A 17,217-nucleotide genomic window follows, 5' to 3' on the forward strand; every position below is an offset into this window, starting at 1 on the left:
ATGTCGTGGCGGAGTTGGACCAAGAGCGTATTCGACTGGCTTAGACCGGGCCAGAATGAGGCGCATCCAGCCTTTGGTCACCGGCGCGGCCCGGTCAACCACGTTCTGATCCTTGATGGCACGATGTCGAGCCTCACACCGGGGTACGAGACAAACGCGGGCCTAACCTACAAATTGCTGCGCGAGGTGTCGGGGGCCAATCTCTCGCTCTATTACGAGGCGGGGATTCAATGGCGCGACTGGCGCGCGACCGGCGATATCATCCTGGGGCGCGGCATCAACCGGCAAATCCGCCGCGCCTATGGTTATCTCGCCAATCGCTACCGCCCCGGCGACCGGATTTTCCTCCTGGGCTATTCGCGCGGCGCCTATGCGGTGCGCTCCTTGGCCGGGGTGATCGACCGCATCGGTCTCTTGCGCGCCGAGTCTGCGACCGAACGCAACGTGCATCAGGCCTTTCGTCATTATCGCTGCACGCCCTCTGGTCGCGCCGCACAGGCCTTTGCCCGCGCCAATTGCCATGAGAATACGCATGTCGAGATGATCGGCGTCTGGGATACGGTCAAGGCGCTGGGCCTGCGCATCCCCGTCCTCTGGCGCTTTCGCGCGGATGCCCATGGCTTTCACAATCACCACCTCGGGCGCACCACGCGGCACGGCTATCACGCGCTGGCCCTCGATGAGACGCGCAATGCCTACACGCCTGTCCTCTGGGAATGCCCGCCCGACTTCGACGGTCATGTCGAACAGGTCTGGTTCCGGGGCTGTCACTCGGATGTGGGCGGGCAGCTTTGCGGCATCCACGCCGCGCGCCCGCTCGCCAATATCCCGCTGGTCTGGATGCTCGAACGGATGGAAGGCTGCGCGCTGCCCTTGCCCGCAGGCTGGCGCGTGCGCTTTCCACAGGATGTCAACGCGCCCTCGGTGGGCACATGGGCCGGTTGGGGCAAGATACTGTTGCTGCGCAGCCGCCGCGTGGTCGGGCGCGACCGCTCCGAACGCCTGCATGAGAGTGTGGGGGGATTGGCCCCGCGGCGCTGGAGTGGCCCGCGCCTCACCGGCATGGTCAAGGAACAGGGGGGCACCTGACGCCCGCGCCGCTCAGTCCCTGGGCGTGCCGGTCTCTTCCAACTGCGACAAAAGCATGGTCTGCAATTCCGCCTCCAGTTCCCGCGCGCGGGTGATATAGGCCTCGTTATCCAACGTCGGGCGCGCCGGATCCCAGAGCGCTGCCAGTTCCCGCACCGATTGCCGGTCATGGTGGTAAAAGGTCTTTTCCAGCTCTGCCGCCTCGAACTCGCTCAGCCCCATGTTTTCCAGCACATAGCGCCCCGCGCGCAATGAGCTGTCGAACATCTCGCGCACGATGTCATTGGCCCCCGCCTGATACAGCCGGAACACATGCGTGCGGTCATAGGCGCGCGCGATGATGTGCAGGTCCGGGCATTCACGCCGGGCAAAGCTGACCAGCCGCACCGTCGCCTCGGGATCATCGAGGGCGGCCACCAGCACCCGCGCCCGTGCCAGCCCCGCCGCATGCAAGAGGTCAGGACGCGTCGGATCGCCAAAGAAGCCCCGCACGCCAAACCGCCGCATCCGCTCGATGGCCATGAGGTCGTGATCCAGCACCACGGTCTCGAACCCGCTCGAACGGACCAGGCGGTTGACCACCTGCCCAAACCGCCCGATACCCGCGATGATCACCGGTCCGGTCTGATCTATCGTATCGGCTTCTGGGGTCTCGCCCCCGTCGCGCAGGTTGCGCGACAGCACGTCGTAGAGAATGAACAGAAGCGGCGTGATCAGCATCGTCAGCGCGATCACCAGCAGGATCACCTCGCTCAGACCGGCCGGCAGAACATGCTGCTGCACCGAAAACGCCACCAGCACAAAGCCGAATTCCCCCGCCTGCGCCAGCGACAGGGTAAAGAGCCACAGATCGCGCCCGCGCAGCGCAAACACCCGCCCCAGCACATAAAGCACGGTGCCCTTGGTCACGATCACCGCCAGCGCCAATCCCACGATCAGCACCGGCGCACCAAACAGCACGGTGAAATTGATCCCCGCCCCCACGGTGATGAAGAAAAGCCCCAGAAGCAGCCCCTTGAAAGGGGCAAGATCGCTTTCCAACTCGTGCCGGAATTCGCTGTTGGCCAGAACCACCCCGGCCAGAAACGCGCCCAGGGCGGGCGAGAGCCCCACCAGCGTCATCAGGAACGAAATCCCGACCACGATCAGCAGGGCAATCGCCGTGTACATCTCGCGCAGACGCGCGGCGTGGATGAACCGGAACATCGGCCGGGTCAGGTAAACCCCCGTCAGAATGATCGCGGCCACCGCCGCGATCGTGACCAGCGTCGCCCCCCAGCCGGGCAAAGAGGCGATGAAACTCTGTGCCGCCTCATGCGGCCCGCTGGCCCCATGCCCCGCGTCGGGCGTGTCGCGCGACAACAGCTCGCCCAGGATCATCTCGGGCGTCTTGGGCATCGCCAGGAGCGGCAGAAACGCCAGCATCGGGATCACGGCAATATCCTGCGTCAGCAGCACCGAAAAGGCCGACCGCCCGCCGCCCGTCTGCATCAGCCCCTTTTCCGACAGGGTCTGCAGCACGATAGCCGTGGACGAGAGCGCAAAGATCAGCCCCATGGCCAAGGCGATGCTCCACCCCAGCCCCAGAACGTAAATCCCCGCCACCATCACCGCCAGCGTCGTGGCGGTGATCTGCAACCCACCCAAGCCCAACAGCCGGTGCCGCATATCCCAGAGCGCGCGCGGCTCCAGCTCCAGCCCGATGAGAAACAGCATCATCACCACGCCGAATTCGGCGACATGCTGCAATTCGGCGGTCTCGTGCCCGCCCACAAGGCCCAGGACCGGCCCGATCAAAATACCCGCCGCCAGATAGCCGAGCACCGAGCCAAACCCCAGCCGCGCCGCAATCGGCACGGCGATCACGGTGGCGGCAAGGTAAACCGTGGCCTGAAACAGGAACCCGTCCATCAGCGGGGCATGGGATGGTGCAGGGGCATGGCGTTACCCTTTGGGCATGCGCAGCACAACATCGCGCCCGCGTTTGATATAGCGCAACTCTGCGTCGCCGATCGCCGACACCTGCCCGCCATCCAGCCGGTCGCCCACCTGCACCTTGTGATAGCGGCCATTCGACAGGCGCACCAACGCGCGGCGGCTCTGCGGGCTGCCATAGACGCCGATCAGGTTGACGTTGCGCAGATTGATGGCGTTGGTCTCGGTCGCCGACCGCGCGACCGAGGCGGTGGTGGGAATATTGGGCGCCGTGCGTGCTGCGGCAGCGGTCTGTATTTCAGGCTCTTCATCGTCGCCCGGCGTCGCCCGATCCGTTTGCGGTGCGCGTGCGGCCTGCTCCATATCCTGCGGCCGCAGCTTGGGCTTGATCGAGGTGCCCACCGCCTGGGGCAGGCCTGCGGCGACGGACCCGCGATTGGCCTCGATCAATGCCGCCGCCAACGAGGCAGAACTGACCTCGGCAGGCTGGACCTCGGGGGCGGGCGGTGGTGCGGCAGCGGCGGCTGCCGCCTCGATCACCGCTTGCGGGCGCAGACGCGGGCGCAGCGCCGCAAGCTCAGAGCGTGTAAGCCCCGATAGCGCGCCGCGCTCTTGCTGCTCGATCAGGTTTTCGGGCCGCGTGCGGGGCCGGATCCCGCGCAACCGCGCATCCGCGGCATCGGGTTCGGCGTTTGCGGCCGGTTCCGGGGCGGCCGGGGCCGCAAACCTGCTCTCCGGCGGGCGCACCGGCGGCGGACCAGAGCGCACCAACACCCCGTCAGGCGTCAACGCGCCCTCGGGCGTGGCCTGCACCAGGCCGCGCGCATCACGGGTGAACTGCGTTCCCGGTGGTGCGGGGGGCGCGGGGGTCTCGGGGCGACGGTCGAGGGCTCTGTCAGGCTCGGGGGGCAGGGCCACGGCATCCTGGAAATTCAACGCTTCGTCAAGCGAGGTTTGATAAAACTCATCAAGATCAATGGTGTCGGTCTGCGCTGGCGGGTCCGGCGCAAAGGGCCAGATGCCGGTGGCCGCATAGCGCGCGTTCAATTGATCCGGTGTCAACTCTTCAGGTTGCGGCGGCGTTTCGGCCACAGCTTCCGGCGCGGGCGCGACAGGCTCGGCCCCGGATGGCGCAAGCTCCGGCGCAACCTCAGCCGCGATCTCCGGCTCCGGCTCCGGTTCGATCGGGGGTGTCAACGCAATCGCGGGCGCATCCTCGCCCGAACCGGCCGATTGATCGCCGCCGCCAAAGAACGTGGACCACGCCGCCACCCCCACCAGAAAGAGCAGCAAAAGCGCCGTCATGATCAACCCGAGAAACCGGGGCTTGCCCCGGGTCGTCGGCTGGCCGCGCGCGCCAAACACCGTCATACGGGTGGCCTCATCGGCAGGCTTGGCCGCCCCCCGTTCAGGCGGTGCGGCCTTGTCCCGGCGCGCAATCAGCCCGGCCAGACCAGACCCCTGCGCCGGTTCGGGGGCAAGGCTGGCTGCGGCCAGATCGGTCAGCGCCGGATCGGCCCCCCCGGTCAAGAGCGTGGCCGACCCCGGTCGCGGCAACGTGGGGGCTGTGGCGCTACCCGGCAGCGGCGTGATCCGCGCGGCCCCCTCCAGTTTGGGTGCCCCCGCAACCGGCGCGTCCCGTTCGGCCCGGACGCTGGAAAACGACAGCGCGGGCAGGTCCGGCTCTGCCTTCACCGCTGGCGCGGTCGGCACATCCGGCGCCGGGGCCGGCTCTGACGCCTTTGGCTGTACCACCGCAGGCTCTGCATCCGGCGTCGCGGGCACCGCGCTCTCGACCGGGGGCGCAACATCGGGCAGGCGCGCGCTGCCCAGAATGCGCACCGGCTCCGTGTCGCGGTCCACGCCCTGCGCCTGCGCCGCCGCACCAAAGAACGGCTCGCCTGCGAAACGATCCGATTGGGGCCGCGCCACGAAACTGACCGGGTTGAACTTGTGTTCCGCCGCAAAGGCCTCGGCCTCGTCCAGGGTCTCGCTTGCCACGGCGGCGATATAGAGACGGCCCCCGTCCACGCTCCAGTCATAGACCAGATCGTCGATGTGATAGGGCGTGGCCCCTTCCAGCGCCTCGGCGGCAGCCCTGTCATAATCCCTGTCCGGCGCACTCGACGCGGGCAGGTCCATGTATTTGATCTGCGCGTCGGGGATGATCAGCTTGGTCGTCAATCCCGAGGGATCAAGCCGCGCCGCCTTGGCCCGGAGCGCCGCCAGTTCGCCCGCCAGATCCGCCGCATCCAGCTCCACATCGCCCACGAGATGCCAGCCCGCGCTGCCCGTGCGGTGCAAAAGGGCGATGCCTTCGAAAGAAAGGGACAGGGCGAAATTCGGTTTCATGGGGAACGCTTTAACACTCGTCCGGCTTCGACGGGAGTCCTTGTTCGTGGTCCCGCCATCCTACAGCAGCTTCGCGCCGAGGCCAACCATCCGGTCGCGCCCCGGCGCCCTGCCGGTCAGGCGCTCGCCTTGGCCAGCGCCTGCTCGAGGTCTGCGATGAGGTCCTTGGCATCCTCGATCCCGATGGAAATCCGCACCACATTGGGCGCGGCCCCGGCGGCGGTCTGTTGCTCGGGCGTCAGCTGCCGGTGGGTGGTCGAGGCCGAGTGAATGATGAGCGACCTTGTATCGCCCAGATTGGCCACATGGCTGAAGAGGTTGAGGTTATCCACCAGCTTCATGCAGGCGTCATAGCCCCCCTTGAGCGCGACGGTAAAAAGCCCGCCCGCGCCCTTGGGGCAAATCCGCGCCACCCGGTCATGCCAGGGCGAGGATTCGAGCCCCGCATAGGTCACGCCCTCGACCGCCGGATGCGCCTCCAGCCAGGCCGCCACCTTTTCCGCGTTCTCGACATGCCGCGCCATGCGCAGCGACAGCGTCTCGATCCCCATCAGCGTGTAATGCGCCGCCTGCGGATTGAGCGTCATGCCCAGATCGCGCAGCCCGATGGCAATGCCGTGAAAGGTGAAGGCCAAGGGGCCAAAGGTCTCGTGGAACTTCAGCCCGTGATAGGCAGGCTCGGGGGCCGAGAGCGAGGGGAACTTGTCGGAGGCCGACCAGTCGAAGCGCCCCGAATCGACCACCACACCGCCCGTTACCGTGCCATTGCCGGTCAGGAACTTGGTCATCGAATGCACCACCAAGGTCGCGCCATGTTCGATCGGGCGGCACAGATAGGGCGTGGCCGAGGTGTTATCGACAATGAGCGGCAGTCCCGCCTTGTCGGCCACCGCCGCCACCGCATCCAGATCGGTGATATAGCCGCCCGGATTGGCGATGGATTCGCAGAATACCGCGCGGGTGTTGTCGTCAATGGCGGCGGCAATGGCGTCCAGATCGTCGAAATCGACGAATTTGGCCGACCACCCAAAGCGCTTGATCGTCTGGCTGAATTGCGTGATCGACCCGCCATAGAGCCGCGTCGAGACCACCACATTCAGCCCCGGACCCATCAGCGGAAAGAGCGCCATGATCTGCGCCGCATGGCCCGAGGAACAGCACACCGCGCCCGCGCCCCCCTCCAACGTCGCCACCCGCTCTTGCAGCGCGGCAACGGTCGGATTGGTCAGGCGCGAATAGATATACCCCACCTCTTGCAGGTTGAAGAGCGCGGCGGCGTGATCGGCATCGCGAAACACATACGCCGTGGTCTGGTAAATCGGCACCTGCCGCGCACCAGTGGCCGGATCAGGCCGCGCGCCCGCGTGAACCTGCAACGTGTCAAACCCATAGTCCATGGCCAATCCTCCCATATCAAAAGCCTTGCAAACCCGGTTACGGCATCGCTAGGTGCCATGCAACGGGCATGAGGAGACAGACTATGGCACATCCCTTTCATCTTGCAATCAATGTGACCGATCTGGATGAGGCGCGGGCGTTTTATGGCGCGCTTTTGGGCGGGATCGAAGGGCGCTCGACCGAGACCTGGGTCGATTTCGACTTCTTCGGCCATCAGCTCAGCCTGCATTTGGGCGCACCTTTCGCGACGCATGCTACCGGCAAGGTCGGCGATCACATGGTGCCGATGCCGCATTTCGGCGTGGTGCTGCCGCTCGACATCTGGCGCGGCGTGGCTGACCGGCTGACGGCGGCGGGGGTCGATTTCGTCATCCCCCCCTCCGTGCGCTTCGAGGGGCAGCCGGGCGAACAATGGACCATGTTCTTTCGCGACCCCTCGGGCAACCCCGTCGAGGTCAAGGGCTTTGCCGATATGAATGCGGTCTTTGCCGCCTGAGGCTCAATAGGGGTGGTCGCGCCCATCCCAGGTCTGAAAGCATCCCGTTGACGCCGAATCCAGCGCCGCGAACCGCGCCACAAGGCCGGTGGCGGCCTCCTCAACCGAGATCTCGGCGCTGTTGCCGCCCATTTCGGTGCGCACCCAGCCGGGGTGATAGATGCCCACGGCGATGCCGTCGCCCGCGAGATCACTGGCCAGATTGCGCCCGAGGTTGAGCGCCGCGGCTTTCGAGGCGCGATAGATATAGCTGCCGCCCGGCGCGCGGGTGTGGCTGGCCATCTGGCTGGAAATGATCGCGATTTTCGCGCTTGTGCCCGCCCGCAGATGCGGCAGAAGCGCCTGCACGGTCAGGAATACCCCCGTCACGTTGGTGGCAAAGGTCTCGGCCCACATCTGCGCCGGATAGCCCCCGTCCAGCGACTGCCCCTTGTCGAGATACACACCGGCGTTGCAGATCAAGAGGTCCACCGCCCGCTCGCCCAGCCCTGCGGCCAGCGCCGCACAAGACGCGGGATCGGTCACATCCAGCGCCACCTCGTCCCCGGACGGTGTGCGCGCCGTGGCGGTCACGTCATGGCCCGCGTTGCGGTAGTGATCGGCCAGAGCGCGGCCGATGCCACGATTGGCACCGGTGATCAGGATATGCATGGGAATACCTTTCGGTCAGTTGGATTTGCGGCGCGGGACAAAGGGCAGGGGGGCCACCGGCACGCCATCCTCGATCAGCTTGCGCGCCTCTTCGGGTCTCGCCTCGCCATAAATGGCGCGCTCGGGGGCCAGGCCATCATGCATCTCGCGCGCTTCGCGGGCGAAGTTGAGGCCGACATATTCCGAGTTTTCCTCGATCTGCCGCTTGAGCAGCGCCAGCGCCTGTTCGGCGGGGGTGGGGGCGGGGGCCGGCATCTCATCGGAGGCGCTGCGCAGGCTGGGGGCCATCAGCGCCTTGTCCACGTCCGAACTCCCGCACACGGCGCAGGTCACCATGCCCGCAGCGTGCAACTTGTCAAAGGCGGCAGAGGATTGGAACCAACTGTCGAACGCATGATCGTCGGCGCATTTGAGAGTGAACTTGATCATTTCCGGGTCCATCACATCGCCGCCGATAGTTACGCCGACCGGCGGGAATTTCAAGCTATGCTTTTGATCTTTCAGCCTGAGCGCCTGCGCCCGGGGCTTCGCGTGACCGAGATTAATACCCAACTAAAAAAATCAGAATTGACATTCCTGATTGTTTGAGTCAGAAAAAGGGGGCCAAGCCAGCCCGGTCCTGCGGTCAGCCCGGCCCAACCTGTAACAGAGGACCGAACCGCCATGTCACACCGTCTTTCCACACCCGCCGGGGTATCCGCATGATCCGCGCCCAGACCAAATCCGACCCCACTCTGGTGGCCGAGGCCGCCTGCCACGACGCCCGCGCCCTGACCAACGGGGCCAATACCGCGCTCATCGTTCTGGATGGGCAAATCTACACGCTGCGCATCACGCGCGCGGGCAAGCTGATCCTGACCAAATGAAACACGCGCGCGACTGGACCGGACAGATGCCGGTGGATCAAATGACGCAGATGGACGGGCTGAACCGCCTGACCGTGGCGGCTCTGCGCGCGTGGAACGCGGACGGCGCGCTGCGCGCCCATGCGCTCCTGTGCGAGCGCTTGGCCGAACCGATGGCGCTTGCCGCCTTCGAGGCTTTGCAGGACCTGACCGAGGTGCTGGGCCCGCATATCCGCCGCCCCCTGCGCTGCCACGCGCCGCAGTGCGCTTGCGTCGGGCTCGACGAGGCCGCCTTTGCCCGCTTCGTCGAAGAGGCGGCGCTGGGCGAGCGCGAGGATGCGCTCCTTCTGGCCAGCATTCTGGTGCAGGCCCGCGCCATCCTGCCGCTGACCGATGCGGCGGCGCGCCTTGGCCTCTGCCTGCACCGCGCCGCGCGCGCCGCGTCACGCATCCCCGACCCCGCCAGCGCAACCCGGCACTAGCCGCAAAAGGGACCTCCCCGATGATGATCTGTCACTGCATGGCCATTTCCGATGCCGACATCCGCCGCGCGATGGACTGGATGCGCGCGGCCGATCCCGAGACATTGATCACCCCCGGCAAGGTCTATCGCGCGCTGGGCAAGCGCGCCGATTGCGGCGGATGTTTGCCGCTGTTCATTGAAACTATGCGTCAGGCGCATAGCTATAGCATACCCATGCACCTGCGCGCACCTAGTCGCGCATCCACACAGGGAGAACCACATGAAGGGCGACACCAAGGTCATCGACTATCTCAATCAGGCTCTGCGGAGTGAACTGACGGCGGTCAGCCAGTATTGGCTTCACTACCGGCTGCAAGAGGATTGGGGCTATGGCCGCATCGCCGCAAAATCCCGTGCCGAAAGCATCGAGGAAATGCACCACGCCGATCGCCTGATCGAGCGGATCATCTTTCTGGGCGGGCATCCCAACCTGCAAAAACTCGACTCGTTGCGCATCGGGCAAAACCTGCGCGAAACACTCGAGTCCGACCTCGCCGCCGAACACGACGCCCGCACGCTCTATATCGAGGCACGCGCCCATTGCGAGAGCGTGGCGGATTACGTCAGCAAGAACCTCTTTGAAGAGCTGATCGCCGATGAAGAGGGGCATATCGACTATCTCGAAACCCAGATCGACCTCTACGATCAACTCGGTGCCGAGCGTTACGGCCTGCTCAACGCGAGCCCTGCGGATGAGGGTGCGTAGAGACAGGATGCTCTGCGGTATGCGGGGGATTAGGTTTCGCCAACATTGGCCCAAATCCCCCGCGCGAATAGCACCGAAGGTGCCGCGCGGATCGCTGGGCCGTCTGGCGGCCTAGCGATTCTGAGAGGGCGCGCATCGCTGATGGGTCATACGGATTTTGCTGGCATGAAGGGGCAGCCACGACTGTTGCTTCGCTAGTCCCCGGCCCAGCGACCGCGCGGCTACTCGCTTGGCTCGCAATCTTCTTTCACCAATCGTCCCCCCTAGAACACCGCATGCGCCCCTAGGTCCACCCGCGCTTGCCCCGTGATTACCGCCTCATAGAAATCAAACAGTCGGTCCTGCCCGGTCTCGGGCGTGGCATGGGCATCATAGGCCCCCGCCGCCGCATCCCAGACCAGCATCGACTCGGTCGCGTAATAGCGCCCGATCCGCGCCAGTTCCGCCTTGGCCCGCCATCCCGGCAGGACACGCGCACCCAATGACAGCCCGCCGATGATCGCATCCATCATGCCCACCGGCACCTGCCGCAGCTTGAGCGGACGGCCCAACCGCTGGAACAGCCACTCCGCCTGGTCTCGCGGGGTGATCGCAGGGCCAGGGCCGCCAATCGGCAAGACCCGGTTCCAGCGGTCCGGCGCCTCCAGACACCCCGCCAGATAGGCCCCCAGATCCCGGTCGCTGATCGGCTTGCATGCCGTGAGCCGCCCATCCCCGAACACCAGAAAGGGCTTGCCTGCCTGTACCCGTGCAATCTGCCCTGACAGGGATTTGAAATAGGCCGTGGGCCGCACGATCGAATAGCGCAGGCCAGAGGCGATCAATCGCGCCTCAAAGGCCAGCTTGGCCGCCTGAAACGCCAGCAACGGTTTCTGCACGCAGATCGCGGACAAAAGCACCATATGCCCCACCCCTGCCGCCTGCGCCGCCTCCAGTGCCACCACATGCGCGTCGTGATCCACCGCCCAGGCATCGGCGGGCAAGCCGCTGCGCGACGCCATGCACGACACCAGCGCCGCGAACCGCTCGCCGCGAAATCCCGCGCGGGCGAGATCGCCAATCTCTCCCCGCCGCAGCGTGACGCCCTCGGGCAATCCCGCCGCCTCCGCCTCCGGTCGCAGGTAACACACCACCTCATGCCCCCGCGCGCAGAGGGCGGCCACCGTCGCCCGGCCGATCGTTCCCGTGGCCCCCAAGACCAGAACCCGGACACCTCCGGCCAAAGGCTGCGTCTCATTCATTTTGGTGATATCTCCCCTCACCCCTTTGCATTTTACCCGCACTGCCTATCTGCTATACTTCCCAAGACCCTGAGGAGCATAGCCCATGGCACATACAAGACGAAAGCTGGCCGAACTCGATCCGGTCTGGGCGCAGATCGCCCAAGAGGCCAAGGCCGCCATCGCCGACGAGCCGCTGTTGGGCGGCCTCGTCCATTCCAGCGTTTTGCACCACGAGACCTTCGAATCGGCGCTCGCCTATCGCATCTCGCTCAAGCTCACCTCGAACGAGATGCCCGAACAGATCCTGCGCGAGATCTGCGACAAGGCGCTCGCCTCAGATCCCGAAATCGGTCTGGCCGCCCGCGCCGATATCGTTGCCGTCAACGACCGTGACCCGGCCTGCGACCGGTTTCTGCTGCCGCTCCTCTTCTTCAAGGGGTTTCAGGCGATTCAGGCCTATCGCATCGCCCATTGGCTCTGGACCACGGGCCGCCGTGATCTCGCGCGCTTTTTCCAGATGCGCGCCTCCGAAGTGTTCGGCGTTGATATCCACCCCGCCGCCCGCATCGGCAAGGGCATCATGATCGACCACGCCCATTCCATAGTGATCGGCGAGACGGCGGTGGTCGGCGACAATGTGTCGATGCTCCATTCCGTCACTTTGGGTGGCACCGGCAAGGAAGAAGAGGACCGCCACCCCAAGATCGGCAATGGCGTGCTGATCGGGGCCGGGGCCAAGGTGCTGGGCAATATCCGTGTCGGCAATTGCTCGCGCATCGCCGCAGGCTCTGTCGTTTTGCAAGAGGTGCCCCCGTGCAAGACCGTGGCTGGCGTGCCCGCGAGAATCGTGGGCGAGGCAGGTTGCGATCAACCTTCGGTCAAGATGGATCAGCTCCTGGGCGTGCGCGGCACTGACGACGACAGCTTGGACGACTGACCATCATGCACGGCCTCTGGCTGTGGCTCGCTCCGGTCGTGCTTCTGAGCCTGTCCAATATCTTCATGACCTTTGCGTGGTATGGGCACCTCAGGTTTCCCCATGCCGCGCTCTGGTTGGTGATTCTGGTCAGTTGGGGCATCGCGCTTATTGAATACATGCTCGCGGTGCCCGCCAACCGGCTGGGGCACCGCGTCTACTCGGCCGCCGAACTCAAGACCATGCAAGAGGTGATCACGCTGGTGGTCTTTGCCGGATTTTCGGTGGTCTACCTCAAGGAACCTCTCACCTGGAACCACGCGCTCGGCTTTTCCCTGATCGCGGCGGGCGCCTTCGTCATCTTCCGTGCTCCGCTCTGACCGGGTCACATGCGCCCATTCGCCTCTTGCCGCGCTGCGCCCGATTTGGGATAAGCAGACGACCAAGACATCACGGAGAGCCTTATGCCCGCGCGCATCTACAAACCGGCCCGCAACGCCATGCAATCCGGCACCGCCAAGACCCGGCATTGGGTTCTGGAATTCGTGTCCGAAACCGCGCGCGAAGTTGATCCGCTGATGGGCTGGACCTCCAACGCCGACACCCAGGCACAAGTGCGCCTGCGGTTCGAGACCAAGGAAGCCGCGCTGCAATATGCCAAGGACAACGGCATCGACGCCGTCGTGCAGGAAGCGCACTCTCGCAAGCCCAACATTCGCCCCGGCGGCTATGGCGACAACTTCGCCACCAATCGTCGCCAGGTCTGGACGCACTAAACACGTTTCGTCTGATCAGGTTCACACCGCCCCGGCCCCAGAGCCGGGGCCGTTACGCTGACCCGGCGAGGTCCCGGATCAAGTCTGGGACGGGTGTGGTTTCGATAGGGTGTAACGTGCTTTAAGCAACCAGCCTCGGCCAGAACGCGAAACGCCCCGGAGATCCTCCGGGGCGTTTTCGTTTCATGCAGTGATCCTGATCTCAGGCGGCGCGGAACAGGTCCGAACGCGCGGCCAGGTCAGCGACCAGCGTGTCGCGCTTCAGGCCCTTCGCCGCCAGCCGCTCATCGCTCGCCATTGACAGCGTTTCGACCTCATGGGCAAAACGGTTGGCCGCAACGACCGACTGGAAAAAACCGTCGATCAGGCGCAGCGGCGCCAGCAAAAACCGACCGAGAGTCCCGAACCCCGGTGCCGGAACATTGCTGTGGGACGAATAGGCCATGACTGTGCTCTCCTGAGAATGCCGCATCTGCAACATAAGTATGTTGCGATGCAGCATTTTTCCATACCACAGTATGCAAACCCGCTCTGCGCGGGTGACATGGCTGGCGCGGCTTAGCTCTGCCCCACGCGTGCCGCCCGTCCGCCCCGGCGCTTGCGCAGCAGGGATGCGCGGTCGGGCAGCGCCTCCATGATCGTCCGCCGCTCGTCGGGGGCCATCTTGGTCCAGCGGGTGATCTCGTCAATCGAGCGTAAACAGCCGGTACATATCCGCGCCTGCGGATGCACCACACAGATTTTCACACAAGGGCTCTCGACCTCGTCGCGCGCCCATGGGCTTTCATCTGTCATGCTCTGCCCTCATATGTCCCATCCGGTCCAGCACCCCTTGCAGGATATAGGCCGCGGCGATGTTGTCGATCACCTGCATGCGACGCTTTCGTGTCGCATCCGCCTCGAGCAGCGCCCTTTCTGCGGCCACAGTCGACAGCCGCTCGTCCCAATAGCCAATCGGCAACTCCGTCAGCCGCGCCAGATTGCGGGCAAAGGCGCGGGTGGATTGTGCGCGCGGCCCCTCGCTCCCATCCATGTTGCGCGGCAGGCCAAGGATGATCCCGCCCACCTCGCGCCCCGCTGCAATTGCCATCAGACGCGCGGCATCCTCGGTGAATTTCACCCGCTTCACGGTCTCATGCGGGCTTGCCACCGACCAGAGCCGGTCCGAGAGCGCCACACCAATCGTCTTGGTGCCCAGATCAAGACCCATCACTGCCCGGCCACGGGGCAGGGCACCGGCAAACGCTGCGATGTCCTCAAAGATCATTCCGCGACGCCCGCGCTTGCCGCAGCAGCGCGCACAACAGCCAAACGCTCTGGCTCTGCGGCAAAGAGCGCCTGCGCTTCGACCCAGATCTCTTGCGCCTTGTCCCGCTCGCCCAGTACGCCATAGGCATTGATCAGCCGCGCCCAATCCTGCTCGGTGCCGCCTTGCGTGGCCAGCCGCTCGGCCAGCCCCGCCACCATGCCCCGGATCATCTCTTGCTGCGCTTCCGGGTCCATATCCTCTGCCGCCGCTATATCCGCCGCCGACGGCCCGCGCGTGCCCGCTTCGGGCGGCAGGCTATAGCGCACCCCGGCGCGCGCCGCCAACTCCTCGATCTGCGCCCGGATGGTGGGCACCCAGGGCGCCTCCGGCGTGCTCTCCTCAAGCAGCGCCTCCCATAGCCGAAATGCCGCATCGGGCCGGTCCACCTGCATCATGTAAAGCCCGAGGTAGAACCGTGACGACGGCTCGCGCGCATCGCGCTCCAGCGCTGCGCGCAACGCCGCCTCTGCCTCGGACGATACGTAACCGCCGCTCGCGTTGATCATCAGATCCGCCAACAGGGCATGATCCGCCGCCGTGGTCTCCGCACCCTTGACCGCGATCAACTGCTGTTGCGCCTTGCGCGCAGCCACCAGATTGCCAAGCGCTGCCTCGCTGCGCACCAAAAACCGCAACCCTTGCTGATCCTCGGGCCGCTCGGCCACCGTCTTGCGCAATTGGTCGATCAGCTTGAGATACTCCTCGCTCGTGCCCTCGGGCACGCCGGTCTCTCCGGGGCCAAACCGCTCTTCCGCTGCCGCCTGATCCAGCCGCGCCGCCCGCGCCGCCTCTGACGCCGCTATCCGCGCCGCCATCGGCAGATCCTGATAGCCCGGCGCGCCGACGCGGTCATAGATCACCACACCGCCGCCCGCGATCACCGCCACGATGACCACGGCCATCACCAGGCCCGCGCCGCGCGGCTGCCCGCCACTCTCGCCGCCCTGACGCAATTGCGCATCCGCCGCCAGCACCTTGCGCGAAATCTCGGCGCGCAGCCGCTCGGCATCCTCGGCTGCGATCACGCCCCGCGCGGTGTCGCGTTCGATTTCCTTCAACTGGTCGCTGTAGACCTGCAAGTCATAGGCGGCAGGCGGCGCGTCGCCCACCCGCCCGCGTATCAGCGCCAGCGCCAGAACAGCCCCCACGCCAATCGCCAGGCCCGCAACGATGATCCAGAAACCCATGTCTTTTCCTTCTGTGTTGCCCCCATGTAACGGGCCGCGCGCCGGGAAAAAAGGGCCAAGCGGTCACATCCCCGCGTCCCCCCCGCGCCCCGATGTCGCAATGTCGCTATTGATACCGTTTTCGCCGCCCGGAGTATCCTTTCCCCCGCGCGCCTGACGCATTACGGTCACAGTCGCAGACCACCGCGAATCCAGCCAACTCCAGAGAGCGCGCATGAAACACTATTCCGCCTTTGCCGTCGCCCGAGAGGCGCTCCGCTACCACATGGGATGGGAGCGCGCATGGGCCTCGCCCGAGCCGAAGAAGAAATACGATGTCATCATCGTGGGCGCGGGTGGTCATGGCCTTGCCACCGCCTATTACTTGGGCAAGAATTTCGGCATCACCAATGTTGCCGTGCTGGAAAAGGGCTGGCTGGGCGGCGGCAATACGGGCCGCAACACCACCATCATCCGCTCCAACTACCTCCAGGACCCGTCTGCCGCGATCTACGAGAAGTCGCGTGCGCTCTACGAGACGTTGAGCCAGGATTTCAACTACAACATCATGTTCAGCCCCCGTGGCCTGATCATGCTGGCCCAGACCGAACACGAAGTGCGCGGCTATCAGCGCACGGCCCATGCCAATGCGCTGCAAGGGGTGGCGACCGAATTCATCTCGCCCCAGCGGGTCAAGGAAATCGTGCCGATCATCAATCTCGACGGCCCGCGCTACCCTGTCCTGGGCGGTCTCTATCAGGCGCGCGGCGGCACCGCGCGCCACGATGCGGTGGCATGGGGCTATGCCCGCGCCTGTTCCGCCATGGGGATGCACATCATCCAGAAATGCGAAGTCACGGGGATTTCCCGCGAGAATGGCCGCGTGACGGGTGTCACCACCAATCGCGGCGACATCGGCTGCGACAAGCTCGGCATCGTCGTTGCCGGTCACTCCGGCCACCTCGCCGACATGGCGGGCTTCCGCCTGCCAATCGAATCCGTGGCACTTCAGGCGCTGGTGTCGGAACCGATCAAACCCTGCATGGATTGCGTCGTCATGGCCAACACCGTGCACGGCTACATGTCGCAATCCGACAAGGGCGAGATGGTCATCGGCGGCGGCACCGACGGCTATAACAACTACACGCAGCGCGGCTCGTTCCACCATATCGAGGAAACGGTCAGGGCGCTGATCGAGACCTTCCCGATGGTCGCCCGGCTCAAGATGCTGCGGCAATGGGGCGGCATCGTGGACGTGACCGGCGACCGCTCGCCGATCCTGTCGAAAACGCCCGTCGATGGCATCTTCATCAACTGCGGCTGGGGCACCGGCGGGTTCAAGGCCATTCCCGGCTCGGGCTGGGGCTTTGCCGAACTCATGGCCAAGGGCCACTCGCCGCTCTGCGACGAATTCGGCCTCGACCGCTTCTATCAGGGCCGGTTCATCGACGAATCCGTCGCTGCCGGCGTCGCCCACTAAGGAGGACTTGACCCATGCTGATCCTCACCTGCCCCTGCTGCGGCGTTACGGGCGAAGAGACCGAATTCCATCAGGGCGGCGAGGCGCATCTCAAGCGCTTCGGCCCCGGCTCGACGGATGATGACTTCCACACCTATATGTTCGCCAAGGAAAACCCCAAGGGCGCGCATTTCGAACGCTGGCGGCATAACAACGGCTGCGGCAAGTGGTTCATCATGGCCCGCGATACCGTCACGCTCGAAGTCTATGGCAGCTATCCCGCCCAGACCCATGAGCCGCCCCAGCATATCCGCGATGCGATCACGGCCAAGCGCCCCGGCTGGCGGTGGAGAGACTTCGCATGAGCCGTCAC

The 17,217-nt window shown here is 65.3% G+C and carries 21 protein-coding genes; 11 read left to right on the forward strand and 10 right to left on the reverse strand.

The annotated features are described in order from the left end of the window. Entirely contained in the window at positions 1–1,089 is a 1,089-nt protein-coding gene (locus MVC20_RS11100; protein WP_297541287.1) for a DUF2235 domain-containing protein, read from the forward strand. Between the two features lie 12 nt (positions 1,090–1,101). Here MVC20_RS11100 and MVC20_RS11105 read toward each other — a convergent pair whose 3' ends face one another. From MVC20_RS11105 to MVC20_RS11115, 3 genes are all read right to left on the reverse strand, one after another. Beyond that, the gene (locus MVC20_RS11105) at positions 1,102–3,000 is read right to left on the reverse strand and encodes a cation:proton antiporter (RefSeq protein ID WP_297541289.1); all 1,899 of its coding nucleotides are present in this window, start codon (positions 2,998–3,000) and stop codon (positions 1,102–1,104) included. Between the two features lie 33 nt (positions 3,001–3,033). Then, complete coding sequence (locus tag MVC20_RS11110; RefSeq protein ID WP_297541291.1) at positions 3,034–5,376, reverse strand: hypothetical protein; 2,343 nt, start codon at positions 5,374–5,376, stop codon at positions 3,034–3,036. 116 nt (positions 5,377–5,492) lie between these two features. Next, positions 5,493–6,773, reverse strand: coding sequence for an O-acetylhomoserine aminocarboxypropyltransferase/cysteine synthase family protein (locus tag MVC20_RS11115; protein WP_297541293.1), 1,281 nt, complete (start codon positions 6,771–6,773; stop codon positions 5,493–5,495). A gap of 83 nt (positions 6,774–6,856) precedes the next feature. On the opposite strand from MVC20_RS11115, the gene MVC20_RS11120 reads away from it, so the two are divergent. Then, positions 6,857–7,270: a VOC family protein gene (locus MVC20_RS11120; RefSeq protein WP_297541295.1), complete on the forward strand. Its 414-nt coding sequence runs from the start codon at positions 6,857–6,859 to the stop codon at positions 7,268–7,270. A gap of 3 nt (positions 7,271–7,273) precedes the next feature. Here the strand turns inward: MVC20_RS11120 and MVC20_RS11125 are convergent, their stop codons facing one another. Both MVC20_RS11125 and MVC20_RS11130 read right to left on the reverse strand, forming a co-directional pair. After that, a complete protein-coding gene (locus MVC20_RS11125; RefSeq protein WP_297541297.1) occupies positions 7,274–7,921 on the reverse strand; it encodes an SDR family oxidoreductase in 648 nt (215 codons plus the stop codon). 15 nt (positions 7,922–7,936) lie between these two features. After that, entirely contained in the window at positions 7,937–8,350 is a 414-nt protein-coding gene (locus MVC20_RS11130) for a DUF1178 family protein (protein ID WP_297541456.1), read from the reverse strand. 272 nt (positions 8,351–8,622) lie between these two features. Here MVC20_RS11130 and MVC20_RS11135 point away from each other — a divergent pair, with 272 nt between their 5' ends. From MVC20_RS11135 to bfr, 4 genes are read left to right on the forward strand one after another with little or no spacing between them, the layout of a single operon-like run. Further along, positions 8,623–8,787 carry a hemin uptake protein HemP gene (locus MVC20_RS11135; RefSeq protein ID WP_297541299.1) on the forward strand — a complete coding sequence of 55 codons (165 nt, stop codon included), beginning with the start codon at positions 8,623–8,625 and terminating at the stop codon, positions 8,785–8,787. Continuing rightward, on the forward strand, positions 8,784–9,248 hold the full coding sequence (locus tag MVC20_RS11140; RefSeq protein ID WP_297541301.1) for a hypothetical protein: 465 nt from the start codon (positions 8,784–8,786) through the stop codon (positions 9,246–9,248). Before MVC20_RS11135 ends, MVC20_RS11140 begins: the two co-directional genes overlap by 4 nt. A gap of 20 nt (positions 9,249–9,268) precedes the next feature. Further along, the gene (locus MVC20_RS11145; RefSeq protein ID WP_297541303.1) at positions 9,269–9,562 is read left to right on the forward strand and encodes a (2Fe-2S)-binding protein; all 294 of its coding nucleotides are present in this window, start codon (positions 9,269–9,271) and stop codon (positions 9,560–9,562) included. After that, on the forward strand, positions 9,510–9,995 hold the full coding sequence (gene bfr / locus MVC20_RS11150) for a bacterioferritin (RefSeq protein WP_297541305.1): 486 nt from the start codon (positions 9,510–9,512) through the stop codon (positions 9,993–9,995). Before MVC20_RS11145 ends, bfr begins: the two co-directional genes overlap by 53 nt. A 263-nt stretch (positions 9,996–10,258) precedes the next feature. On the opposite strand, the gene MVC20_RS11155 is transcribed toward bfr, so the two are convergent. Beyond that, complete coding sequence (locus tag MVC20_RS11155) at positions 10,259–11,236, reverse strand: NAD(P)H-binding protein (RefSeq protein ID WP_297541307.1); 978 nt, start codon at positions 11,234–11,236, stop codon at positions 10,259–10,261. A gap of 85 nt (positions 11,237–11,321) precedes the next feature. On the opposite strand from MVC20_RS11155, the gene cysE reads away from it, so the two are divergent. The 3 genes from cysE to MVC20_RS11170 all read left to right on the forward strand — a co-directional run bounded on the left by cysE (position 11,322) and on the right by MVC20_RS11170 (position 12,910). Further along, positions 11,322–12,155: a serine O-acetyltransferase gene (gene cysE, locus MVC20_RS11160; protein ID WP_037272837.1), complete on the forward strand. Its 834-nt coding sequence runs from the start codon at positions 11,322–11,324 to the stop codon at positions 12,153–12,155. Between the two features lie 5 nt (positions 12,156–12,160). Then, positions 12,161–12,514: a DMT family protein gene (locus MVC20_RS11165; protein ID WP_297541310.1), complete on the forward strand. Its 354-nt coding sequence runs from the start codon at positions 12,161–12,163 to the stop codon at positions 12,512–12,514. Positions 12,515–12,598: 84 nt separating this feature from the next. Next, positions 12,599–12,910 carry an ETC complex I subunit gene (locus MVC20_RS11170; protein WP_037272839.1) on the forward strand — a complete coding sequence of 104 codons (312 nt, stop codon included), beginning with the start codon at positions 12,599–12,601 and terminating at the stop codon, positions 12,908–12,910. A 202-nt stretch (positions 12,911–13,112) separates the two neighbouring features. Here MVC20_RS11170 and MVC20_RS11175 read toward each other — a convergent pair whose 3' ends face one another. From MVC20_RS11175 to ccmI, 4 genes are all read right to left on the reverse strand, one after another. Further along, complete coding sequence (locus MVC20_RS11175) at positions 13,113–13,355, reverse strand: hypothetical protein (protein ID WP_297541313.1); 243 nt, start codon at positions 13,353–13,355, stop codon at positions 13,113–13,115. A gap of 113 nt (positions 13,356–13,468) precedes the next feature. After that, positions 13,469–13,705, reverse strand: a complete 237-nt coding sequence (locus MVC20_RS11180) for a DUF1289 domain-containing protein (RefSeq protein ID WP_037272840.1) — start codon at positions 13,703–13,705, stop codon at positions 13,469–13,471. Then, positions 13,695–14,177, reverse strand: a complete 483-nt coding sequence (gene ruvX, locus MVC20_RS11185; RefSeq protein ID WP_297541315.1) for a Holliday junction resolvase RuvX — start codon at positions 14,175–14,177, stop codon at positions 13,695–13,697. Before ruvX ends, MVC20_RS11180 begins: the two co-directional genes overlap by 11 nt. After that, on the reverse strand, positions 14,174–15,406 hold the full coding sequence (gene ccmI, locus MVC20_RS11190; RefSeq protein WP_297541317.1) for a c-type cytochrome biogenesis protein CcmI: 1,233 nt from the start codon (positions 15,404–15,406) through the stop codon (positions 14,174–14,176). Before ccmI ends, ruvX begins: the two co-directional genes overlap by 4 nt. 214 nt (positions 15,407–15,620) lie before the next feature. On the opposite strand from ccmI, the gene MVC20_RS11195 reads away from it, so the two are divergent. Further along, positions 15,621–16,865, forward strand: coding sequence for a sarcosine oxidase subunit beta family protein (locus tag MVC20_RS11195; RefSeq protein WP_297541319.1), 1,245 nt, complete (start codon positions 15,621–15,623; stop codon positions 16,863–16,865). 14 nt (positions 16,866–16,879) lie between these two features. Then, positions 16,880–17,209 (forward strand): sarcosine oxidase subunit delta, encoded by a 330-nt coding sequence (locus tag MVC20_RS11200; RefSeq protein ID WP_297541321.1) that lies wholly within the window; start codon positions 16,880–16,882, stop codon positions 17,207–17,209. Positions 17,210–17,217 lie beyond the last annotated feature (8 nt).

Source organism: Roseovarius sp. (assembly GCF_027019125.1).
Taxonomy (GTDB): domain Bacteria; phylum Pseudomonadota; class Alphaproteobacteria; order Rhodobacterales; family Rhodobacteraceae; genus Roseovarius.

What these genes read in the sequence shown, in the direction of transcription:
- MVC20_RS11100 (WP_297541287.1), top strand. Translation starts at nt 1, where the DNA reads ATGTCGTGGCGGAGTTGGACCAAGAGCGTATTCGACTGGCTTAGACCG.
- MVC20_RS11105 (WP_297541289.1), bottom strand. Translation starts at nt 3,000, where the DNA reads ATGGACGGGTTCCTGTTTCAGGCCACGGTTTACCTTGCCGCCACCGTG.
- MVC20_RS11110 (WP_297541291.1), bottom strand. Translation starts at nt 5,376, where the DNA reads ATGAAACCGAATTTCGCCCTGTCCCTTTCTTTCGAAGGCATCGCCCTT.
- MVC20_RS11115 (WP_297541293.1), bottom strand. Translation starts at nt 6,773, where the DNA reads ATGGACTATGGGTTTGACACGTTGCAGGTTCACGCGGGCGCGCGGCCT.
- MVC20_RS11120 (WP_297541295.1), top strand. Translation starts at nt 6,857, where the DNA reads ATGGCACATCCCTTTCATCTTGCAATCAATGTGACCGATCTGGATGAG.
- MVC20_RS11125 (WP_297541297.1), bottom strand. Translation starts at nt 7,921, where the DNA reads ATGCATATCCTGATCACCGGTGCCAATCGTGGCATCGGCCGCGCTCTG.
- MVC20_RS11130 (WP_297541456.1), bottom strand. Translation starts at nt 8,350, where the DNA reads ATGATCAAGTTCACTCTCAAATGCGCCGACGATCATGCGTTCGACAGT.
- MVC20_RS11135 (WP_297541299.1), top strand. Translation starts at nt 8,623, where the DNA reads ATGATCCGCGCCCAGACCAAATCCGACCCCACTCTGGTGGCCGAGGCC.
- MVC20_RS11140 (WP_297541301.1), top strand. Translation starts at nt 8,784, where the DNA reads ATGAAACACGCGCGCGACTGGACCGGACAGATGCCGGTGGATCAAATG.
- MVC20_RS11145 (WP_297541303.1), top strand. Translation starts at nt 9,269, where the DNA reads ATGATGATCTGTCACTGCATGGCCATTTCCGATGCCGACATCCGCCGC.
- bfr (WP_297541305.1), top strand. Translation starts at nt 9,510, where the DNA reads ATGAAGGGCGACACCAAGGTCATCGACTATCTCAATCAGGCTCTGCGG.
- MVC20_RS11155 (WP_297541307.1), bottom strand. Translation starts at nt 11,236, where the DNA reads ATGAATGAGACGCAGCCTTTGGCCGGAGGTGTCCGGGTTCTGGTCTTG.
- cysE (WP_037272837.1), top strand. Translation starts at nt 11,322, where the DNA reads ATGGCACATACAAGACGAAAGCTGGCCGAACTCGATCCGGTCTGGGCG.
- MVC20_RS11165 (WP_297541310.1), top strand. Translation starts at nt 12,161, where the DNA reads ATGCACGGCCTCTGGCTGTGGCTCGCTCCGGTCGTGCTTCTGAGCCTG.
- MVC20_RS11170 (WP_037272839.1), top strand. Translation starts at nt 12,599, where the DNA reads ATGCCCGCGCGCATCTACAAACCGGCCCGCAACGCCATGCAATCCGGC.
- MVC20_RS11175 (WP_297541313.1), bottom strand. Translation starts at nt 13,355, where the DNA reads ATGGCCTATTCGTCCCACAGCAATGTTCCGGCACCGGGGTTCGGGACT.
- MVC20_RS11180 (WP_037272840.1), bottom strand. Translation starts at nt 13,705, where the DNA reads ATGACAGATGAAAGCCCATGGGCGCGCGACGAGGTCGAGAGCCCTTGT.
- ruvX (WP_297541315.1), bottom strand. Translation starts at nt 14,177, where the DNA reads ATGATCTTTGAGGACATCGCAGCGTTTGCCGGTGCCCTGCCCCGTGGC.
- ccmI (WP_297541317.1), bottom strand. Translation starts at nt 15,406, where the DNA reads ATGGGTTTCTGGATCATCGTTGCGGGCCTGGCGATTGGCGTGGGGGCT.
- MVC20_RS11195 (WP_297541319.1), top strand. Translation starts at nt 15,621, where the DNA reads ATGAAACACTATTCCGCCTTTGCCGTCGCCCGAGAGGCGCTCCGCTAC.
- MVC20_RS11200 (WP_297541321.1), top strand. Translation starts at nt 16,880, where the DNA reads ATGCTGATCCTCACCTGCCCCTGCTGCGGCGTTACGGGCGAAGAGACC.